Below are 19616 nucleotides of genomic sequence, written 5' to 3'. Positions count from 1 at the left end.
AGCTTCCCCGACGACACCTCCACCGCGACCAGATCCGCACGACCGTCACCGTTGAAGTCACCCGCCGTCAGATCCGTCATCCCCGGGTCGGCGGGGGCGGTGACGTCGTCCTCCACGGACTTGTTGCGGACCGGTACGAAGGTGCCGTAGCCCGAGTAGTAGGGGTAGGGGATCTCCCGGTAGTGGACACCGCTGCCGGTGAACTCGTACCCCATGTAGCTGGTGCGGGCGCTGTCGACCCACTTGCCGAAGAGAACGACGTGGCCGTTGGCGCCGCTGGCGTCGTTGAGAAGCGCGTCGCCGGGCTTCAGGTCCGCCTTGGAGATCGAGGTGGTGACCCCGGCGCCGGCGAAGGTGTCGGTGGTCAGCGAGGAGCTGAGGCGCCACGCCATCGAGACGTATCCCGAGCAGTCGGTGCGGTAGCCGTCGTGGCTGCCGGTCCAGCTGTAGTCCAGGCCGATGCCGACCCAGCTCTTGGCCCGCTGTATGACCTCGCTGCGGGTGATGGCCGGGGCGGTCGCCCTCGTGGACAGCGTGGTCTCCCCGGCCGCCGGCGTCACCGGCCCCTGTCCGGGGCTGGCCTGGAGGTGGGCCGACGTGCCGGCGTCCGGCGGCGTCGGAGCCGCGCCGGCGACGCCGGTCCCGACGGTGAGCAGACCGCCGGAGAGGGACGCCGTGAGGGCGATGGCGAGCGCGGTGGAGCGCAGGGAGGTGTTTCTGGGCATGACAATTCCTCAGAAAAGGTGTGAAGTGATGATGGTGTGACTCGCGGCGGGGGTGGAAGAGGCGTGTGCGTGCGGTTGCGGCCGGCCGGGCGGTCCCGCACGGGTTGCGCGCGTCCGCGCGGCCCGGAAGAGCACGGGCGGCACCGGGCGCCCGCCGGGGAGAGCGGAGATCAGCCGCTCTCGGGGAAGGTGTAACGCGCCAGCACTCCGGTCCCCCGTACGCCGGCCAGGAGGTTCGCGGCCTGCTCGGTGGCCCGGTCGGCCGTGGGGGCCGAGAGGTACAGCACCAGCCCGATCCCGTCGGGCTCGCACCGTGCCAGGACGTGCTCGAGCCGGTGCCACGGACCGGCGTGGGCCCATATCAGGTCCTGCACCGCGTGGGCATCGGCCGGGCTCGGGGGCGACGCCGAGCCCGTCAGGTACAGATGGACGACGAACATGGCAGATCCATCTGTGAGGGCGGTGCGCTCAGACCGCTTCGTCGAGCGGTGCGCTGTCCCAGCCGATGTCGGCCCCGGGCGTGTTGGCCGGCCCGAGAGCACCGGCCTCCACGGCCGGGCCCGGTCGTCCGCCCTTGTCCGCCATCGCCGTCCCGAAGAGGGCGGCTCCGAGCAGAGCGGTGAGGGCGAGGCCGCGCAGGGCGCTACGAGAGAGCTGAACGGTACGAGACATGACCAACCTCAGACGACATGGATACGGATACCGGTGCGCCGCGAGCCTCTTCGGCCGCCGTGGCTTTCGGTGACTCTCACTCTGCCCGGCCGGTGCCGCCCAGGACAGCACTACGCACTGGCACCATGCGGCCTGGCACTTTCATGCAACTTCCGCCACTAGTTCACCAAGTGACTGCTCCTTGCACTGATATGGAGGTACTGGGAAGATCGCGGCGCATTGGTGCTGGGCGTGAAGTCGTGACAACCAATCCGGGGGGATCCATGTTGGAAATGCTGGGGCTGGACGCGCAGTCGGAAGCGGTGTACCGCATCATGTTGTCCAGACCGGAGCTCGGAGTCCTGGAGCTGAGCCGTGAGCTGGACCTGTCCGAGGCCGATGTGCGCGCGGCCCTGGACCGGCTGGCGGACCTCACCCTGGTGCGGCAGTCACGGGACCGGCCCGGTGGCTTGCGTGTGCTCGGACCGGAACTCGCCTTGGAGGTGATGCTGCGGAAGAAGGAGCAGGAGGTCCTCGCCCAGCAGCAGCGCCTGGCGGCCGCCAAGCTGGCCGCGGCCCAGGCGATCGCCGAGCTGGGCACCCGGGACGGCGAGACGCCGGGTGCCGATGTGCTGCTCGGGCTGGACTCGATCCACGAGCGGCTGGAGCTGCTCACCAAGGACCTGCGCGACGAGTGCCTGGCCGTGATGCCCGGTGGCGCCCAGTCCCAGGCGAGCCTCGACGCCTCGCGCCCCCTCGACGAGGAGGCGCTGGACCGCGGGGTCGACCTGCTGACCCTTTACCAGGACAGCATGCGCAACGACATGGTGACGCTCGCCTACGCGCGCTGGATGACCGAGGCGGGCGGCCAGGTGCGGACCGCCCCGGTTCTCCCGCCCCGGTTCCTCGTCTTCGACCGCGAAGTCGCCTTGGTGCCGATCGACCCGGCGAACACCCGGCGGGGAGCACTGTGCACCCGGGAACCCGCCGTCGTCGCCACCTTGTGTGCCCTCTTCTTCCAGGTCTGGGAGAGCGCGGTCCCGCTCGGCACCCGGCAGACCGCAGGTGGCATCAGCACCAGCGAGCGGCAGCTGCTGAAGCTTCTGGCCAGTGGCCTGACGGACGACGCCGCGGCCAAGCGGCTGGGGGTCTCGCTGCGCACCGTGCGACGCCAGATGTCCTCCCTGATGGAAAAGCTCGATGCCAGGAGCCGCTTCGAGGCGGGCCTGAAGGCGGCAAAGCTCGGCTGGCTCTGAGACGATCTCCCGATCCCCGGTGAGGAGGGCGCCGCCCCTGCCGGGGGCCGGCCGCCGGGGGCCGGCCGCCGGGTTCCGCTCCCCTTCCCCGGCTGGAGCGGACCGGTGGTGCCGCCGCGCGAGAAGGGTGAGCGGGTGAGCGGCGGGATTGCCCGCCGTCCCGCCGGGCACTCGTGGGAACCGTGCACGGACGGCAGAGGATCCTGGTGACGGGGTGGTTCAGCTTCCTGGACGGGGAGGCGACCGCCGGGGACGTACTGGCGCTGCGCCGCGTGGAGGACGTGCTGCGCGGTACGGGGGCGGCGTACGACGTCGTATGGAGTCCCGGGTTCCGGGCCGAGGGGCTGCACTTCGGGGACGTGGATCCGGCGGCGTACTCGCACCTGGTGTTCGTGTGCGGTCCGGTGCACGGGCCGCAGGTCGAGGAGTTGCACCGGCGCTTCGCGCACTGTGTGCGGATCGCCGTCGGCGTCTCCGCCGTCGACCCCGGCTCCCCCGCCGTCACCGGCTTCGACCGGGTGCTGGCCCGGGACGCGCCCGGCACCGAACCCACGGCCGACCTCGCGGCCCGCGCCCCCGGCCTGCCCGCCCGGCCCGTCGCCGGGGTGATCCTCACGCACGGGCAGCACGAGTACGGGCGGCGGCGCCGGCACGAGCGGGTCGCCGCAGAGGTGACGCGGTGGCTGGCCGGGAAGGACTGCGCGCGCCTGGAGCTGGAGACACGGCTCGACGCGCACGACTGGCGGCTGTGCGCGACGCCCGCGCAGCTGGAGGCGGTGCTCACCCGGCTGGACCTCGTCGTCACCGACCGGCTGCATGGCCTGGTGCTGGCGCTGCGGGCGGGGACACCGGCCCTCGCCATCGATCCCGTCGCGGGCGGCGCGAAGGTGTCCGCGCAGGCCCGCGCCTGCGGCTGGCCCGCGCTGCTGGCGGCCGAGGACGCCGAGGGGCCGGGCCTCGCCGCCGGGCTGGAGCGCTGGTGGGAGTGGTGTCTGGGCGAGGGACGGGAGCGGGCCCGGCGGATCGGCGCGGAGTTCCGGGCGGGCGCCCGCCCCGACGGCGCGGACGGCCTGGCCGAGGCGCTGGGGCTGGAGCCGCGGCCCGCCGGGTGACGGGACCGGACGCCGCCCCCGCCACCGCAGCAGAGGAGGAGAGAAGTGAACGCCTACCCGCTCACCGAACGCGAGCAGCGCATCCTCGACGAGATGGAACGCGACCTGCGCCGCGACCGCCGGCTCGACCGGTGGATGCGCACGTTCCGGTCGGGCCGCCGCCCCGTCCTGGCCCGGCCGGCGGCGTACCGCCCGCGGCGGCGGACGATCGCGCTCCTGGCCGCCCTCTCCGTCACGCTCATGGTGACCGGGATCGTCACCTCCGAGCCGGCCGTGATCTGGGCCTTCGCGGTCGTGTGGCCGGTGACGCTGTTCGCCGCGTTCCGGCTGCTGTGCCGCTGGACGGAGGGCTGAGCGGGCGGGGAGGGCCGGGCGTTTGCTTGACCGGGGCCCCGGGGACCCGGGCGGCAGGAGGTGATCGTCGTGCCCGAGCCCGGAAGCAAGAAGTACGACACCCGCAGGGCCAGGCTCCGCAAGGACGCCGAGAACACCGGCGTGAGCGATCAGGACGCCAACCGGGTGGCCGGCGAGGAGCTCCAGGAGGGCGAGGAGTGGCGCGGCCGGGGGCCGAAGGGCGAACGCCCGGCCGGCTCCGAGTGACCCGGAAGCGGGCCCGAGTGAGGCCCGCGGCTACACGGGATGACCCCGCGCCGGTGCCGGCGCGGGGTCATCCCGTGTAGCTGCGGGCCTCGGAGTCGCGCTGGGCCGGTTCCAGCAGGCGCAGCCGGGCCTCGACGTGCGGCGGCAGCACCCGGCGTTCCCGCAGCACCCACGGCAGCGCGGCCGCCGCCTCGGCGAAGGCGCGCGCGGACGCGGCGTCGCGCGGGACGGTGCGGGCCAGGTGCAGGGTGCGGCGCAGCGCGGTCCCGGCCGGGCGGCGCAGCCAGGTGAACCACAGGGTGTTGCGGATGCCGTGCGTCCGGCGCAGCGTGGCGTCCCGGACCTCCGACGCCTGGTGATGGATCGTCAGGTGGTCGGCGTACGTCAGCCACCAGCCGTTCGCCGCCAGGTCGGCGGCGAGCAGTTCCTCCTCGCCGCCGAGCCACAGCCGGGGGTGGAAGCCGCCCGCGGCGCGGAAAGCGCCGGTGCGCAGCACGGTCGCGGCGGCCAGGAACGAGCCGAGGGCCGGACCGGGCAGCCAGTCCGGGCCCGGGACGGGCGAGTCGCGCAGTTCCTCGACGATCGGGTCCTCGGTGCCGTCCGGTTCGACGACGATCCGGGCCGTGACCGTGCCGAGGGCGGGGTGCCGGTCGAGCAGGTCGGCGGCGCCGGACAGCGAGCCGGGCGCCCACCAGGAGTCGTCGTCGCAGAAGGCGACGTAGGGGGTGCGGACGTGGCGGACGGCCAGGTTGCGGCCGACCGCGCCGAGGTTGCGGCCCGGACGCAGCAGCCGCACCTGCGGGTGGTGGCGGGCGACGGCGGGGGACGTGCCGTCGGTGGAGCCGTTGTCGGTGACGATCACCGCGGGCCGTTCCGGCAGCTCGGCGAGGCGGTCCAGGGTGCGCAGGAGTTCGGGGCACCGGTTGTGGGTGATGACGACGACGGTGACGCGCGGGTCGGTCACGCGGGCGCTCCCTCCAGGAGGCGGGCGGCCCGTTCCACGTGCGGCGGCAGGGGCCTGCGGTCGCGCAGGGCGGCGGGCAGGCGGGTGAGCGCCTCGCGCAGGGCGCGCCGGGCGTGCGGGTCGTGGCGGGCCTCGGCGGCCAGGGCGCGGGTGCGGGCCAGCGCGTACGGCAGGGGGCGGCGCAGCCAGGCGGTGAGGAGTTCGTTGCGGCGCACGACGACGGGGCGGCCGGTGCGGGGGGCGGGGTCGGGGTGGTGGTGGGCGACCACGCCGGGGCAGTGGGTGACGCCCCAGCCGCGGGCGGCCAGGTCGTAGGCGAGCAGGGTCTCCTCGGCGCCGAAGAAGAGCAGGGGGTGGTAGCCGCCCGCGTCCAGGTAGGCGGTGCGGCGGACGACGGCGGCGCAGCCGAGGAAGCCGAGGACCTGGGTGCCGGGCAGGTCGGTGGCCGGGCCGAGCGGGGAGCCGGCGAGCACGTCGTTGAGCGGGTCGGGCGCGTCGGCGGGGCCGACGAGGGTGCGGGCGGAGACCAGGCCGAGCCGCGGATGCTCGTCGAACAGGCGGGCGGCCGTGCTCAGCGAGCCGGGCGCCCACCAGGAGTCGTCGTCGCTGAAGGCCACGTACGGGGTGTCCAGGGCGCGGACGCCGTGGGTGCGGGCGAGGGCGCCGCGGTTGGACGGCAGGGCCACCACGCGCACCTGCGGGAAGTCGCGGGCGAGCATCGCGCGGGTGCCGTCGGTGGAGGCGTTGTCGGCGACGACGATCCGGGGCCGCTCGGGCAGGGCGAGCAGGTGGCGCAGGGTGACGGCGAGGCTCGCGCGGCGGTCGCGGGTGGCGATGACGATGCCGACGGGGGCGGGGCGCGTGGCGCCGGTGGACGCCCGTTCGCGGATGGCTGACGGTCCGTTGCTCATGGTGCCTCGGCAGGGGTGGGGGCGGGCTCAGGCGGGCGGGGTGTCGGCGGCGCCCGAGGGGTCCGGGGTGCCCCGGGTGTCCCGGGTATTCGGGATATCCGAAGTGTCCAGGGGTCCCCGGGTGTCCGGGGGCTCCAAGGCGTCCAGGGCGCGCAGCTCGTCGAGCACCTCGTCCACGGTGATGCGCAGCAGCGCCGGGTCGGGTGCGCGGCCGTGCGGGTCGCCGTCGGGGCCCGGGTGCCACAGGACGCGGTGGCGGGGGTGCGCGGGCGGGCCCCAGCGATGGGGCGGGACCGGGCCGAAGAGGGTGACGGAGGGGGCACCGTGGGCGACGGCCAGGTGGGCGATGCCGGTGTCGCCGCTGACCACGGCGCGGGCGTCGGCGACGAGCGCGGACAGCCTGCCGTAGGGCAGGCCGCCACCGAAGACGTCCGTGTCGGGCAGGCCGGCGAGCTTGGCGAGCCGCGCCACCAGGTCGCCCTCGTCCGCTCCCCCGGTGACCACGACCCGCCGGCCGCGCTCGCGCAGGGCCTCGGCGACGGCCGCGTACCGCTCGACGGGCCAGCAGCGGGAGGGGGCGCCCGCGCCGGGATGCAGGACGACGGCGCCGGGGGCCGGGGACGGGCCGGGCGGGCGGGGCAGCAGCAGGTCGGTGGGGTCGGCGTCGATGCCGTACGACGTCAGCAGCCGGCACCAGCGGTCCCGTTCGTGTTCCTCGGCATACCAGGGCGGGCCGTCGACCTCGGGGGTCTCCGGGTGCGCGAACGCCAGCAGCCTGCGCGGGCGCAGGCCCGTCAGCAGACGGTGGCTGGGCGGGCCGTTGCCGTGCAGGTCGACGGCGACGTCGGGGGGCGGGCCGGTCCAGTCCAGGGTGCGGGGCACGGCCCGGCCGGGCGCGGAGGCGGGCAGCAGCCGGTCGACGGCCCCGGTCGCCGCGGCGACCGGGGCCAGCTCCTCGGGGCCGGCCAGCACCAGCTCGTGGCCGGGGTGGGCGCGGCGCAGCGCGCGCAGCGCGGGGACGCCGGCGAGCAGGTCGCCCAGGCCCAGGGCGCGCAGGACGAGGACACGGGGGGTGCCGTCGTGAGAGACGCCGGGGCCGCTGGGCTCGGGGGCCTCGGTCATCGCACCCCCTCCGCCGCCCGTTCCATCAGCGCCGTGGAGGAGCGGCCGTCCAGGTAGGGCAGGAGGACCGCCTGGCCGCCCCACTCCTGGAGCAGCGCGGCCTCGGGCAGTTCGGCGCCCGCGTAGTCGCCGCCCTTGACCCACACGTCGGGGCGCAGGTCGGCCAGGAGGCGTTCGGGGGTGTCCTCGTCGAAGACGGCGACGGCGTCGACGCAGGCCAGGGCGCGCAGGACGCGGATCCGGTCGGCGAGCGGGTTGACGGGGCGCCCCTCGCCCTTGCGGCGCCGCACGGAGGCGTCGGAGTTGACGCACACCACCAGGCAGTCGCCGAGCCGCCGGGCGGCCTGGAGCAGGCCGACGTGCCCGGCGTGCAGCAGGTCGAAGCAGCCGCCCGCGGCGACGACGGTGCCGTGCTGGGCGCGGATCCGGGCGGCCAGGGCGTGCGGGTCGTCCGCGTCGGGCGGCGGGGTGGGCGCGGGCCGGGCGTCGGGGCGGGGCACGGCGCCCGCACCGCCGGCGGCGACGAACGCGGAGGCGGCCGAGACGGCGCCCTCCACGGCCTCCCCCACCAGCGCGCCGTCGGCGAGCAGGGCGGCGGCCGTGGCGGCGAACCGGTCGCCGGCGCCGCAGGAATCGCCGTGGTGGGCGGCGGGTGCCGGGACGAGCAGCGGGTGCTCCCCGTAGGTGAGCAGGGCGCCGCGCGCGCCGAGGGTCACCGCCACGGCGGCGACGCGCCAGTCCCGTACGAGGGCGGCGGCGCTGTGCGCGGCGGCGCGCAGCGTGCCCTGCGGCGCGCCGCCCCGCGGGGCGAAGCCGTGGGCCTCCTTCTCGGCGGGGGTGACCAGGCGGGTGCCGGGCACGGGCGGGCCGCCGCGCGGGTGCGGGTCCCACACCAGCGGGGGGCGTTCGGCGAGGACGTCGCGCAGGGCGCCGGCGGCACCGCGGCCGTAGTCGGAGACGAGGACGGCGGGGGCGGCGCGTACGGCGGCGCGGGCGGCGTCGGTGGCCTCGCGGACGTGCCCGCCGCCCCGGTCGAGGCGGACGACGGGCCGGTCCTGGGCCAGGACGCGGGTCTTCTCGGAGAGGGGTTCGCTCAGCGGGAGCGGGATCAGGGTCAGCCAGGGTTCCAGCAGGGCGCGCAGTTCGCGGCTGGCGGGGTCGTCGCCCAGGCCGGCGACGAGGGTGACCTCGCGGCCGTCGCGGGCGGCGAGGTACGCGGCGAGCGCCGCGCCGCCGGGCCGGACCCGTTCGGCGCACCCGGCGACGACCGGCACGGGCGCGTCGGGCGCCAGCCGGTCGGCGGAGCCGCTCAGGTCGCGGTCGAGCAGGGCGTCGCCGACCACGAGCAGCGGGGTCTTGTCAGCCATGCGCCCGGTCACCTCCCTCACCGTCACGCCCGTGGCCGTCACGCCCGTCACGCACATGGCCGTCACGTACGTAGCCGTCACGCCCGTCACGCCCGTGGCCGTCACGCCCGCCGTGCCCGTGACCGTCGAGCGTCCCGCCTCCGTGGCCGTCGAAAGTCCCGCCTCCCGCGCGGCCCCTGACGCCGCGTTCGAGTGCCGCGTCGAAGGCCGCGCAGATCATGTGCACGGCGACCAGGTGGATCTCCTGGACGGTGGCCGTGGCGGGCGCCTCCACGCACAGGGACTCGTCGCTGCCGGCCATCAGGGGGTTGGGAGCCGGCCCGGTCAGCGCCCACACCCGGACCCCGGCCGCGCGGGCGGCGTCGGCGGCGGACAGCAGGTTGGCGCTGGCGCCGGAGGTGGACAGCAGCATCAGCACGTCGCCGGGGCGGCCGTGGGCGCGGACCTGGCGGGCGAACACCTCGTCGACGCCGTAGTCGTTGGCGATGGCAGTGGTGGAGGAGGTGTCGGCGTGCAGGGCGATCGCGGAGAACGGCGGCCGGTCGTCGCGGTAGCGGCCGACGATCTCGGCGGTCAGGTGCTGGGCCTGGGCGGCGCTGCCGCCGTTGCCGGCGGCCAGCAGCCGGCCGCCGCCGGCCAGGACGGCGGCCAGGCGCGTGCCCCAGCGCTCGGTGATGTGCGCCGAGGCGCGGAACGCGGTGAGGGCGTCCTGGAGTTCGTCGCAGTGCCCGACTGCTGGCGGGTGCACGGTCATCACGCCACCTCCTTCGACAGGGCGTGGTCGGCGAGCGTCTGCCGGTACACCTGCTCGGCGCCGTCGGCGACGCGCCGCCAGGTGTAGTGGGCGAGGACGCGTTCCCGGCCGGCCGTGCCGTAGCGGCGGCGCAGCCGTTCGTCGGCGAGGAGCGCGCGGGCGGCGTCCGCGATCGCCTCGGGGTTCTGCGGGGCGACGAGCCGCCCGGTGACGCCGTCGGCGACGGAGTCGCGGTGGCCGCCGACGTCGGTGGCGAGGACGGGCACGCCGCACGCCATCGCCTCCAGCGGCACGATGCCGAAGGGTTCGTAGACGGGGGTGCACAGCACCAGGTCGGCGCTGCGGATCAGGGCGGGCATGTCGTGCGGGTCGACGGCGCCCAGCAGCCGCACCCGGCCGGCGACGCCGGTCTCCTCGGCGAGCCGCAGCAGGCGCCGGCCCTCCGGGTCGGTCTCGACCGCGCCGCCGGGCGGGCCGCCCGCGACGACGAGTTCGGTGTCCGGGACGTGGACGAGGGCGCGGATGGCCTGGTCGTAGCCCTTGCGGGGGACGAGCCGGCCGCAGGACAGCAGCCGGTGGCGCTGCCGGCGCGGCGGGGTGCCGCCGGTGCCGGCGCCGGGGCGGAAGTGCTCGGCGTCCACGCCGCACGGCACGATGGAGACCTGACGGGTCGGCACGCCCATGTCGGCGAGTTCCATCACCTCGTCGGTGCAGGTCGCCAGGACGCGTTCGCACGTCCGGCCGATCTGCCGCTCGATGCCGACGCGCTCGTGCGGGCTGGTGTCCCGCGCGCCCTGGTGGCGCCGCTTGACGGTGCCCAGGGCGTGGAAGGTCTGCACGACGGGGATGCCGTGCGGGCGGGCGCCGATCCGGGAGGCCATGCCGGACATCCAGAAGTGGGCGTGCACCACGTCGGGTGTCTCGCGCGCCCAGGCCCGCGCCAGGTGGGCGCCGAAGGCGGGCATGTGGGGGAACAGGTCGTCCTTGGGGACGGCCTCGGGCGGCCCGGCCGGCACGTGTACGACGACCGCGCCGCCGGGCAGGGGGACCCGGTCGGGCAGGTCGGCCGCGTCCCGCCGGGTGTAGACCGTGACGTCGTGGCCGCGCTTGGCCAGCTCCTCGGTGAGGCGGGCCACGTAGACGTTCTGGCCGCCGGCGTCGACGCCGCCGAGCGCGGCGAGCGGGCTGGCGTGCTCGGACACCATGGCGATCCTCATCGGGTCACCTCCTTCAGCAGCCGCTCCCAGTCGTCCAGGAAGCGGGACAGCCCGTAGCGGGCGAGGGCCGCCGCACGCGCCGCCTCGCCGACCGCGCGCGCGTGCGCCGGATCGGCCAGGAAGTCCCGTACGGCATCGGTCAGTACGTCGATGCGGTGGGAGACCACTCCGGCGCCGGGCGGCACCGCCTCGGTCACCTCGGTGGTGGCGAGGGCGACGACGGGCATGCCCAGGTGCATGGCCTCCAGCAGGGACAGGCCGAGGGAGGTCCAGCGGACGGGGTGGACGTAGACGCGCCGCCGGGCGAGCTCGGTGTGCAGCTCGCCCTGCGGCAGGTCGAGGGTGCGGCAGCGGTCGGCGGGGACCCCGATGTGCTCGGCGAGGCCCTCGGTGCGCATGCCGAACACGTCGAGCGGGGCGGCGCGGGCGAACTCCGGCAGCAGGTCGGTGCCGGTGGTCCGGCCCCGCCGGATCGGCTCGTTGACGACGACGGCGGCGCGGTCGAGCTCGCCGGTCCAGCGGGGGCCGGGGTCGATGATGCCGTGCTCGATGACGGCGGCGGGGGTGGTGCCGGAGTCCCACATCAGCCGGTTGAAGTGGGTGACGTGGACGAGGGTGACGCCGGGGACGTCGGCGGCGGGGTGGCGGGTGTCGGGCACGTCGCCGTCCGGGGCGTTGTGCTCCAGCCAGACCAGCGGCGGGCGGCGGCCCAGCCACCGGTCGACCAGGGCCAGTTCGTGCGGGCGCTGGAGGACGACGACGTCGATCTCCTCGTCGCGCAGCCGCTCCGGGGGCACCTCGATCACCGACGCGGGCCAGTCCCAGGTGCGGGCGCGGCCCAGGCCGTCGGGTCCCCGGTCGGGGGTGACGGGGACGAGGTAGGTGTGCGGGCCCTGCACGAAGGCCGTGGTCCACGACCCGTGCACGTGCCAGATGAGGATTCTCATGCTTCCCCCAGGAGTTTGTCGACGGCGGCGGCCACGTCGGTGCCGGTGACCGTGTCCAGGCACGGGTGGCCGGGGACGGGGCACTCCCGGGCGCGGCTGTCCGCGCAGGGCGCGTCCTGGTCGCCGAGCAGCACGTACGGCACGCCGTACGGCCGCCAGCGTTCGGCGGGCACCACGGGCGCGAACAGGGAGACGACCGGGGTGCCGACGGCGGCGGCGAGGTGGGCGGGGGCGGTGTTGCCGGTGACGACGGCCGTGGCGCCCGCGAGGACGCCGGCCAGTTCGGGGGCTTTGGTGCGGCCGCCGAGGTCGAGGGCGTGCTCCCCCGCCGCGTACGCGGTCAGGTCGCGTTCGCCGGGGCCGCCGGTGACGACGACCCGGTGTCCGGCCGCGGTGAGTTCGCGTACGGCCTCGGCGCAGCGCTCGGGGCTCCAGGCGCGGGCGGGGACGCTGGCGCCGGGGTGGAGGACGACGTACGGGCCGGGCCCGGTCAGGCCGGTGGCGTCCGGCGGGGGCAGCACGCGCAGCCGCCCGTCGTCCGGGCGGGGGAACCCGGCCGCCTCGGCGAGGTCGAGCGCGGCCTCGGCCTCGTGGGCGTGCTCGGCGCGCCGGTGGCGCAGGTCCAGCAGCGAGCCGGGGTAGTCCACGCTGTCGGCGGCGAGGTAGCGGACGCCGGCCAGGCGCAGGAGCAGGGCGGTGGGCAGCGGGGACTGGTGGAAGGAGGTCAGGATCAGGCCCGTGTCGGCGTCGATGCGGTCCACGAGCGCGTCGATCTGCGCGCGGTCGACGGCGGGCGGGTCGAAGCCGCCCCACGGGGCGTCCCAGACGAGGACCTCGTCCACGCCGGGCAGCAGCCGGGCGGCGGGCGCGCCGCGCGGGCCGCACAGCAGGGTGACGTGCTCGGCGCGGGCGGCGACGGCGCGGACGGCGGGCCCGGCGAGCAGGACGTCGCCGAAGCTGTCGAGCCGGGTGACGACGGCCCTCTTCACGGCCCCGGCCTCCCGCACGGCTTCGGCCCCCCGCGCGGCCTCGGTCTTCTGCGCGGCCTCGGCGCTCTTCACGGCCCCGGCGCCCTGCGCGGCCTCGGTCCTCTTCACCGCCTCGGCGCTCTTCACGGACCCGGTTTTCATCGCGGCCCCGGTTTTCATCGCGGCCTCCCGCACGGGTCGGCGGGCGGCGGCTGCGGTGCGTAGGCCCGCTCCACGGGGCGTTCGTCCGCGATGATCCGGCCGCCGGGGGGGACGCCCGTCGAGCACCGCGCGGACGGCGGTCAGCAGGTCCGTGGCGACGTGTTCCGCCGTCACCGTCTCCTCCGGGCGGGTCTGCTCGTTCGGGACGAGGATGCCGTGGGCACCCGCCTGGCGGGCGGCCTCCACGTCGGCGCCGATGTCGCCGATGACGACGCAGTCGGCGGGGTCGGTGCAGATCCGGCCGGCCGCCCACAGCACCAGACCGGGCTGCGGCTTGCGGCAGTGGCAACCGTCGTCGGGGCCGTGCGGGCAGATCGCCCACACGTCGAACGGGCCGAGCAGTTCGTCGACGCGCCGGTTGACGGCGCGCACGTCGGCGTCGGTGAGCAGTCCGCGGGCGATCCCGGACTGGTTGGTGACGACGCCGGTGCGGATGCCGCGCTCGCGCAGCAGGGCGAGCGCCTCCCGGGCCCCGTTGACGGGCCGTACCTGCTCGGGGTCGCCGTTGTAGGGGACGTCGTGGACGAGGGTGCCGTCGCGGTCGAACAGGACGGCCTTGACGGGGCTCATGCGGCCACCTCCTGCCAGGCGGGGGCGTTGCGGTGCCGCCACGCCCCGCTCAGCCGGTGCCAGGTGGCGGCCGGCGGGATGAGGGCGCTGGTGACGAGCATGGTCGTCACCTCGTCCCGGGTGCGCGGTCCGGGGGCGATACGGGCCCAGGCGAACTCGGCGGTGCCGGCGGCCCAGCCGAGCCCGGCGAGCGCGGCGGCGCGCGGGCGCCCGGTGGCGGCGAGGACGAGCGCGGCCGCCCCGGCGGCGGTGATGGCGGCGTGCCGGCGGATACGGCCCCGGGGCGCCACCGCCTTCTCCCACCAGTCGGCGCCGTGCAGACGCCGCATCAGGGCGTCGTCGGCGTTGCCGCGCTGCTGTGCGAGGGAGACCCAGCGGGAGGCGGGGCGTACCGGGTGCCGGGTGGTGCGCCGGCCCTGCCGGATGCGCCAGCCCGCGCCGAGGACGCGCAGCGCGAGGTCGGCGTCCTCGCGGAAGGCGCGGGTGAAGCGTTCGTCGAAGCCGCCGACCTGCTTGAGCGCCTCGGTGCGGTAGGCCATGTCGGCGGTGATCCAGCGGGCCCGCGCCAGGCCCGCGGTGCCGCGTTCCCAGTCGGTGGGGCGCCGCTCGCCGGGCAGCGGGACGGCGATCACGCCCTGGACGGCCCCGGTGTCGGGGGCGGCCTCGGTGAGGTCCTGGACGAGCTGGTCGCACCAGTGGGGACCGACCTGGACGTCGTCGTCGAGGAAGGCGGTCCACGGCGCGGTGACCGCCCGTATGCCGGTGTTGCGGGCGGCGGCCGGTCCGCGCCCGCCGCTGCGCAGCACCACCGTGCGGGCGCGCAGGTCGCCGAGGACGCCGAGCGGGTGCTCCAGCGCGCCCGGGTCGGCCTCCGGCTCGGGCCGGTCGTCGACCAGGACGATCTGCTCGGGGCGCGGCCCCGTCGCGGCGGCGAGCGCGGCCAGGCAGTCGGCGAGCGTGTCGCGCGCGAGGGTGGGGACGACGACGGCGTACGAGGTCATGCGAACGCCCTCCCACGGCGGATCGCGAACGGCCCGATCGCCAGCAGGTCCACCGGCGCGGAGCCGAAGCACTCCAGCGCGTCGCGCGGGTCGTCGACCATGGGCCGTCCGGCGGTGTTGAGGCTGGTGTTGACGACGACGGGCAGTCCGGTGCGCCGTTCGAAGGCGCCCAGCATGCGGGCGACGAGCGGCTCGCGGCGCTCCTCGACGGTCTGGATGCGGGCGGTGCCGTCGACGTGGACGACGGCCGGGATGCGGTCGCGCCAGGCGGCGGCGACGTCGTGCACGAAGAGCATGTACGGGCTGGGCAGGGGCCCGCCGGAGAAGATCTCGGCGGCGCGGTCGGCCAGCACCATCGGGGCGACCGGGCGGAACTCCTCGCGGCCCTTGACGTGGTTGAGGCGCTCCAGGTTCTCCGCGCGGCCCGGGTGGGCCAGCAGGGAGCGGTGCCCGAGGGCGCGCGGACCGTACTCGCTGCGGCCCTGGAACCAGGCGACGATGCCGTCCCGGGCCAGTTCCTCGGCGACGGTCTCGGCGATGTCGTCCGGCTCCTCGTAGGGGATCGCGGCCGTCTCCAGCCAGGCGCGCAGTTCCTCGTCGCTCCAGCCGCGGCCGAGGTCGGCGCCGGGCATGGGCTGCGGGGGGCCCTCCTGGGCGGCCACGTGCAGGGCGCCGCCGAGGGCGGTGCCGGCGTCGCCGGCGGCGGGCTGCACCCACACGTGCCGGTACGGGCCCCGCCGGGCGATCTTCGAGTTGGCGACGCAGTTGAGGGCGACGCCGCCGGCCAGGGTGAGCGCCTCGCCGCCGGCCTGGCCGTGCAGCCAGTGGACGAGGTCGAGCAGCGTCTCCTCCAGGGCGGCCTGGGCGCTGGCGGCCAGGTCGGCGTGGTCCTGCGTCCAGTCCTCGCCCTTGGCGCGGGCGGGGGCGAACTCGGCCCAGTTCACGCCGTGGGCGCGGAAGCCGCCGTCGCCGGTGGCGTGGACGTGCTCGCGCAGTTTCTCCAGGAAGCGGGGCTTGCCGTAGGAGGCGAGGGCCATCACCTTGAACTCGTCGCTGCTGCGCAGGAAGCCGAGGTGCTCGGTCAGCTCCTCGTAGACCAGGCCGAGGGAGTGCGGCAGCGCCTGTGTGAACAGGGTGTCGAGCTTGCCGTCGCGGTAGCGGCCCGCGAGGTGGGAGGCGCACTCGCCGCGGCCGTCCAGGACGAGGACGTCGTTGTCGGGGTGCGGGGAGGCGGGGCCGGCGGAGGCGGCGTGCGCCACGTGGTGCGGGACGAAGACGACCTGCTCGGGGTCGAGTCCGGGCAGCGCCTCTGCGAGGAACCCGGGGGCGCGGCGGGCGTACTCCAGGCGCAGCGGGTCCCAGGGGTCGTCCAGGCCCATGTCGCGGGCGGGACGGGCGAGTTTGGGGTCGAAGGAGTAGGCGACGGCGTCGAGTTCCTCCGGCCGCACACCGCCGTACTCCAGGCACCAGCGCGCCGACAGTTCCGGCATCTCCCAGGCGGAGAACGGCACCGGCCGCTTGCCGTGCTTGCGGCGGCTGAAGCGCTCCTCCTCGGCGGCCGCGACGGTCCGGCCGTCGACGACGAGGGCGGCGGCGGGGTCGTGGAACAGGGCGTTGATACCGAGGATGCGCATGGGGGGTGCTCCGTCCCGGGCGGCGGGTGGGTCTTTCGTGTGCGGTGGGTGGTGCGTCGTGGGTGGTGGGTGGTGTCCGTTCTGTGGGTGCGGGTGGTGCGGGTGGTGCTTCTGGGCTTCGCGGGTGCCGCACTGCGGCTGTCTCAAACACTTGGAGACAGCTCAATTACAGAAATGGCCCGCTATATCACGATCTGCGTCCAGAGGCGATCGGGTCAGGCCGCGACGGAGTGCGCGAACCAGCCGATGGTCCGTTCCAGCCCCTCGCTCCAGCCGACGCGGGGCTGCCAGCCGAGCCGCTCCCGCGCGAGGGCGGTGTCGGGCCGGCGCCGGCCGGGATCGTCGACGGGGCGTTCGACGAACCGGATGCGGGAGCCGGAGCCGGTGAGCTCGACGATGCGCCGCGCCAGCTCCAGCATGGTGATCTCCTCGCCGCCGCCGATGTTCACCGGCCCGGTCTCGCCGGAGGCGGCCAGGGCGAGGACGCCGTCGACGGTGTCGTCGACGTAGCACAGGGACCGGGTCTGGCTGCCGTCGCCGGCGACGGTGAGGGGCATGCCGTCCAGGGCCTGGGCGATGAAGGTGGGCACGGCGCGGCCGTCGCCGGTGCGCATGCGGGGCCCGTAGGTGTTGAAGATGCGGACGATGGCGGTGTCGGTGCCGTGCACCTGCCGGTGGGCGGTGGTCAGCGCCTCGGCGAACCGCTTGGACTCGTCGTAGACGCTGCGCGGGCCGACCGGGTTGACGTTGCCCCAGTACGTCTCGCGCTGCGGGTGCTCCAGCGGGTCGCCGTAGACCTCGGAGGTGGAGGCGAGGACGAAGCGGGCGCCGTCGGCGTGGGCCCGCTCCAGGGCGTTGCGGGTGCCGGTGCTGCCGACGTCGAGGGTCTCCAGCGGCAGCCGCAGGTAGTCGGCAGGCGAGGCCGGGCAGGCGAAGTGCAGGACGAGGTCGAACCGGCCGGGCAGTCCGCGCAGGGCGTGCGGGTCGGTGGCGTCGGCCCGGACGAACCGGAAGCCGCGCCGCCGCTCCAGTTCGGCCACGTTGCTCCGGGAACCGGTGGCCAGGTTGTCGAGGCAGACGACGTCGGCGCCGGCGTCGAGCAGCATGCCGCACAGATGGGACCCCACGAATCCGGCTCCGCCGGTCACCAGGGCCCGGCGCCAGGCCCGTCCGCTCACAAGGCGGTCGCTCACAGGGCTCTCCTCCCTCTCGCCGTCACGTACGTGTCCGCCACGTACGCGTCCGCGCGAGTAACCCGGTGAGCACCCCCTCTACCTCGAACCGAAGTTCGACGGACATTCGTACGCTGCGTCCGCATCCGTTACGCACAGTCCTCGCTCACCTGCTCCGGCCGGGAAGCGGCTGCCCGGGAAGCGGCTGCCCGACGACCGCGACGGGACCGCTCGGCCGCGCCCCGGGATGCGCCGTACGGGTGACCCGGGGCCGGGAGCACCGCCGGGCGGGAAGCGTTCCCTACGATCGTGGCGTGGTCACCTTCTTCCTCGAACGCACGGCACCGCTCCCCCTGGACGAGACGTGGCGCCGGCTCACCGAGTGGCCCCGCCACGGCGCGGCCGTGCCGCTGACCCGCGTCACCGTCGCCACTCCCCCGCCGACCCGCCCCGGCACGGTCGTGGTGGCCCGCACCGGCGTCGGCCCCCTCTCCTTCGACGACACCATGGAGGTGACCGTCTGGGAGCCCCCGGAGGACGGCGCACCCGGCCGGTGCCGGCTGGAGAAGCGGGGCCGGATCGTCCGCGGCTGGGCGGAGATCGAGGTGCACCCCGGGCCCGGCGGCCGGACCCGCGTGATCTGGCGCGAGGAGCTGCGGGTACGCCCGCTGCCGGCCGCCTTCGACGGGGTGCTGCGGGGAGCGGGCCGGTACGTGTTCGGGCGGGCGGTGAACCGGCTGCTCCGGCAGGCTTGAAGCCGCCCCGGCGCCGCGCCGGACGATGCGGTGCCGCCGGTGTGTTCACCTCCGGTACGCCGTCTCGTCGCCTCGTCCTCCTACCGTCGGCGCCCGGCCGGTCACCGGCCGCTCGGGGCTGACACCCGCACGCTTGGGGGACGTGTGTGGCACACGGTGTTCGACGGGGACGACGTCGCGGTGCCGGAACGCTTCGAGGCCTGGCGCACGTGGTGCGACCGGACGCTCGCGCCCACGGTGCTGGACCGGGTCGGCTGCGAGACGCCACCCGGCGGGTTCCGGGCGGTGCTGCGGGTGCTGGAGCTCGGCCCCGCCCACATGGCCGACCCCACCTACGGGCCCCTGAGGGCCCGCCGTACCCCGCGCCTCATCCGTGCCACCGGCCCCGAGTGCTACCAGCTGGCCCTGATCCGTGCGGGCCGCCAGAGCTACGCCGACGCCTCCCACGACGTCGTGCTCGGGCCCGGGGACCTCATGCTGTTCGACAGCTCCCGGCCGTACACCGCGCGCGTGCCCGCCGCCGTCGCGCACTCCTCGCTCATCGCCCAGGTCCCCAGAAGACTGGTGCCGCTCCCCGAGAACCGCGTGCGCCCGCTGATCGGCGTACCGGTACCCGCGCAGGACCCGGTCGCCCGGCTGCTGTGCCAGTTCCTCGGGGGCGTCACGGCGGAGCACGCGCGGCGGCGTCCGGACGGCCTCACCGGCGCGGACGCCGTCCGGCTCGGCGGGGTCGCCCTCGACCTGATCACGGCGCTGCTCGCCCGCCGGCTCGGGGACCCGCCGTCCCCGGCGGCCGGGACGCGCCGGGAGACCCTGCTGCTGCGCGTCCAGACGTACGTGGACCGGCACCTGGCCGATCCGGACCTGCCCCCGGCGGCCGTCGCCGCCGCCCACCACATCTCCGTCCGCTGCCTGCACCGCCTCTTCGAGGAACAGGGGACGGGGGTGGCCGCCTGGATCAGGGGGAAGCGGCTGGAGCGGTGCCGCCGCGATCTGGCGGACCCGGCCCTCGCCGACCGGCCCGTACGGGCCATCGCCGCCCGTTGGGGGTTCCCGCGCCCCTCGGACTTCGGCCGGGCGTTCCGCGACGCGTACGGCGTCCCGCCCGGCGAGTACCGCCGCCACTGTGCCGCTCGGCCGTGAGCACCCTCCGGCGAGTACCGCCGCCGCTGTGCCGCTCGGCCGTGAGCACTCCCCGGCGCGGTGCGCTCGGCGCGCACGGCTGTGCACGCGGTGCGCACTTCGCGCTCTCTTGCTCACGGCAGACTGTGACCGCCGCGGTGTCCACGGACCGTACACATCGAGGGGGTTCACCCATGAAGAAGGCGATCGTGACCGCAGTCGCCGTCCTGGGTCTCACCGGCCCGGCCCTGCTGGCCACCGCGCCCGCCGCCGGTGCCGCGGGCGCCGAGCCGCTCGCCGCGTCGTCGGTGCGCGGCACCGTGCACGGTGGTCAGTCGATCTGGACCAGGGTCAACCCGTTCTCAGGGAAGATCGGCGTGACCGCCGAGGGCGAGAGCTTCCTGGCCGGCTGCAAGCGCTGGGGCGCGGACGGCCAGTGGTGGTACTGGGTGAAGTTCGACAGCGACGGCGTGAGCGGCCACATCGACGGCGACAAGACCAACATCGCCCACTCCTGGCTGGACAAGTGCTCCTGACCCGCCGGTA

At 75.8% G+C, this 19616-nt stretch carries 21 protein-coding genes and 1 pseudogene; 7 read left to right on the top strand and 15 right to left on the bottom strand.

Annotated elements, in window-relative coordinates:
• The 3 genes from ABZ340_RS05520 to ABZ340_RS05510 all read right to left on the bottom strand — a co-directional run.
• Positions 1–725: NlpC/P60 family protein (locus tag ABZ340_RS05520; RefSeq protein WP_358780426.1), on the bottom strand; the 725-nt coding region annotated here is incomplete at its 3' end.
• A gap of 170 nt (positions 726–895) precedes the next feature.
• Positions 896–1165, bottom strand: a complete 270-nt coding sequence (locus ABZ340_RS05515; RefSeq protein ID WP_358780425.1) for a hypothetical protein — start codon at positions 1163–1165, stop codon at positions 896–898.
• A 28-nt stretch (positions 1166–1193) separates the two neighbouring features.
• The gene (locus ABZ340_RS05510) at positions 1194–1397 is read right to left on the bottom strand and encodes a hypothetical protein (protein WP_358780424.1); all 204 of its coding nucleotides are present in this window, start codon (positions 1395–1397) and stop codon (positions 1194–1196) included.
• A gap of 263 nt (positions 1398–1660) precedes the next feature.
• Between ABZ340_RS05510 and ABZ340_RS05505 the strand changes: the two genes are divergently transcribed.
• From ABZ340_RS05505 to ABZ340_RS05490, 4 genes are all read left to right on the top strand, one after another.
• Positions 1661–2632 (top strand): LuxR C-terminal-related transcriptional regulator, encoded by a 972-nt coding sequence (locus ABZ340_RS05505; protein ID WP_358780423.1) that lies wholly within the window; start codon positions 1661–1663, stop codon positions 2630–2632.
• Positions 2633–2838: 206 nt separating this feature from the next.
• Positions 2839–3744 (top strand): polysaccharide pyruvyl transferase family protein, encoded by a 906-nt coding sequence (locus tag ABZ340_RS05500; RefSeq protein ID WP_358780422.1) that lies wholly within the window; start codon positions 2839–2841, stop codon positions 3742–3744.
• Between the two features lie 45 nt (positions 3745–3789).
• Positions 3790–4098: a DUF3040 domain-containing protein gene (locus tag ABZ340_RS05495; protein WP_358780421.1), complete on the top strand. Its 309-nt coding sequence runs from the start codon at positions 3790–3792 to the stop codon at positions 4096–4098.
• A 69-nt stretch (positions 4099–4167) separates the two neighbouring features.
• A complete protein-coding gene (locus ABZ340_RS05490; protein WP_358780420.1) occupies positions 4168–4344 on the top strand; it encodes a hypothetical protein in 177 nt (58 codons plus the stop codon).
• A 67-nt stretch (positions 4345–4411) separates the two neighbouring features.
• On the opposite strand, the gene ABZ340_RS05485 is transcribed toward ABZ340_RS05490, so the two are convergent.
• The 12 genes and pseudogenes from ABZ340_RS05485 to ABZ340_RS05430 all read right to left on the bottom strand — a co-directional run bounded on the left by ABZ340_RS05485 (position 4412) and on the right by ABZ340_RS05430 (position 17199).
• A complete protein-coding gene (locus ABZ340_RS05485; RefSeq protein ID WP_358780419.1) occupies positions 4412–5308 on the bottom strand; it encodes a glycosyltransferase family 2 protein in 897 nt (298 codons plus the stop codon).
• The gene (locus ABZ340_RS05480; protein ID WP_358780418.1) at positions 5305–6219 is read right to left on the bottom strand and encodes a glycosyltransferase; all 915 of its coding nucleotides are present in this window, start codon (positions 6217–6219) and stop codon (positions 5305–5307) included. Before ABZ340_RS05480 ends, ABZ340_RS05485 begins: the two co-directional genes overlap by 4 nt.
• A 27-nt stretch (positions 6220–6246) precedes the next feature.
• Complete coding sequence (locus tag ABZ340_RS05475) at positions 6247–7341, bottom strand: glycosyltransferase family 9 protein (protein WP_358780417.1); 1095 nt, start codon at positions 7339–7341, stop codon at positions 6247–6249.
• A complete protein-coding gene (rfaE2, locus tag ABZ340_RS05470; RefSeq protein WP_358780416.1) occupies positions 7338–8708 on the bottom strand; it encodes a D-glycero-beta-D-manno-heptose 1-phosphate adenylyltransferase in 1371 nt (456 codons plus the stop codon). The genes ABZ340_RS05475 and rfaE2 overlap by 4 nt, the downstream gene beginning before the upstream one ends.
• Positions 8701–9462 carry an SIS domain-containing protein gene (locus tag ABZ340_RS05465; RefSeq protein ID WP_358780415.1) on the bottom strand — a complete coding sequence of 254 codons (762 nt, stop codon included), beginning with the start codon at positions 9460–9462 and terminating at the stop codon, positions 8701–8703. Before ABZ340_RS05465 ends, rfaE2 begins: the two co-directional genes overlap by 8 nt.
• Positions 9462–10679, bottom strand: a complete 1218-nt coding sequence (locus ABZ340_RS05460) for a glycosyltransferase (RefSeq protein ID WP_358780414.1) — start codon at positions 10677–10679, stop codon at positions 9462–9464. The genes ABZ340_RS05465 and ABZ340_RS05460 overlap by 1 nt, the downstream gene beginning before the upstream one ends.
• Complete coding sequence (locus ABZ340_RS05455; RefSeq protein ID WP_358780413.1) at positions 10676–11626, bottom strand: glycosyltransferase; 951 nt, start codon at positions 11624–11626, stop codon at positions 10676–10678. Before ABZ340_RS05455 ends, ABZ340_RS05460 begins: the two co-directional genes overlap by 4 nt.
• Complete coding sequence (locus ABZ340_RS05450) at positions 11623–12615, bottom strand: glycosyltransferase family 9 protein (RefSeq protein WP_358780440.1); 993 nt, start codon at positions 12613–12615, stop codon at positions 11623–11625. The genes ABZ340_RS05455 and ABZ340_RS05450 overlap by 4 nt, the downstream gene beginning before the upstream one ends.
• A 342-nt stretch (positions 12616–12957) precedes the next feature.
• A pseudogene (locus tag ABZ340_RS05445) lies at positions 12958–13386 on the bottom strand (HAD family hydrolase); the annotation flags it as partial.
• On the bottom strand, positions 13383–14387 hold the full coding sequence (locus tag ABZ340_RS05440; RefSeq protein WP_358780412.1) for a glycosyltransferase: 1005 nt from the start codon (positions 14385–14387) through the stop codon (positions 13383–13385). The gene ABZ340_RS05440 and the pseudogene ABZ340_RS05445, both read right to left, overlap by 4 nt.
• Complete coding sequence (locus tag ABZ340_RS05435) at positions 14384–16021, bottom strand: carbamoyltransferase C-terminal domain-containing protein (protein WP_358780411.1); 1638 nt, start codon at positions 16019–16021, stop codon at positions 14384–14386. The genes ABZ340_RS05440 and ABZ340_RS05435 overlap by 4 nt, the downstream gene beginning before the upstream one ends.
• 215 nt (positions 16022–16236) lie before the next feature.
• Positions 16237–17199: a UDP-glucuronic acid decarboxylase family protein gene (locus ABZ340_RS05430; protein ID WP_358780439.1), complete on the bottom strand. Its 963-nt coding sequence runs from the start codon at positions 17197–17199 to the stop codon at positions 16237–16239.
• Positions 17200–17507: 308 nt separating this feature from the next.
• Here ABZ340_RS05430 and ABZ340_RS05425 point away from each other — a divergent pair, with 308 nt between their 5' ends.
• The 3 genes from ABZ340_RS05425 (at position 17508) to ABZ340_RS05415 (ending at position 19606) form a co-directional block, all read left to right on the top strand.
• The gene (locus ABZ340_RS05425; RefSeq protein ID WP_358780410.1) at positions 17508–17948 is read left to right on the top strand and encodes an SRPBCC family protein; all 441 of its coding nucleotides are present in this window, start codon (positions 17508–17510) and stop codon (positions 17946–17948) included.
• 144 nt (positions 17949–18092) lie between these two features.
• Positions 18093–19091, top strand: a complete 999-nt coding sequence (locus ABZ340_RS05420; RefSeq protein WP_358780409.1) for a helix-turn-helix domain-containing protein — start codon at positions 18093–18095, stop codon at positions 19089–19091.
• Between the two features lie 188 nt (positions 19092–19279).
• Positions 19280–19606: a hypothetical protein gene (locus tag ABZ340_RS05415; protein WP_358780408.1), complete on the top strand. Its 327-nt coding sequence runs from the start codon at positions 19280–19282 to the stop codon at positions 19604–19606.
• Positions 19607–19616 lie beyond the last annotated feature (10 nt).

Origin of the sequence: Streptomyces sp. NPDC006134 (genome assembly GCF_040628835.1) — a bacterium.
Lineage (GTDB): Bacteria > Actinomycetota > Actinomycetes > Streptomycetales > Streptomycetaceae > Streptomyces.
This window is presented reverse-complemented; position numbering and strand designations above follow the sequence as displayed.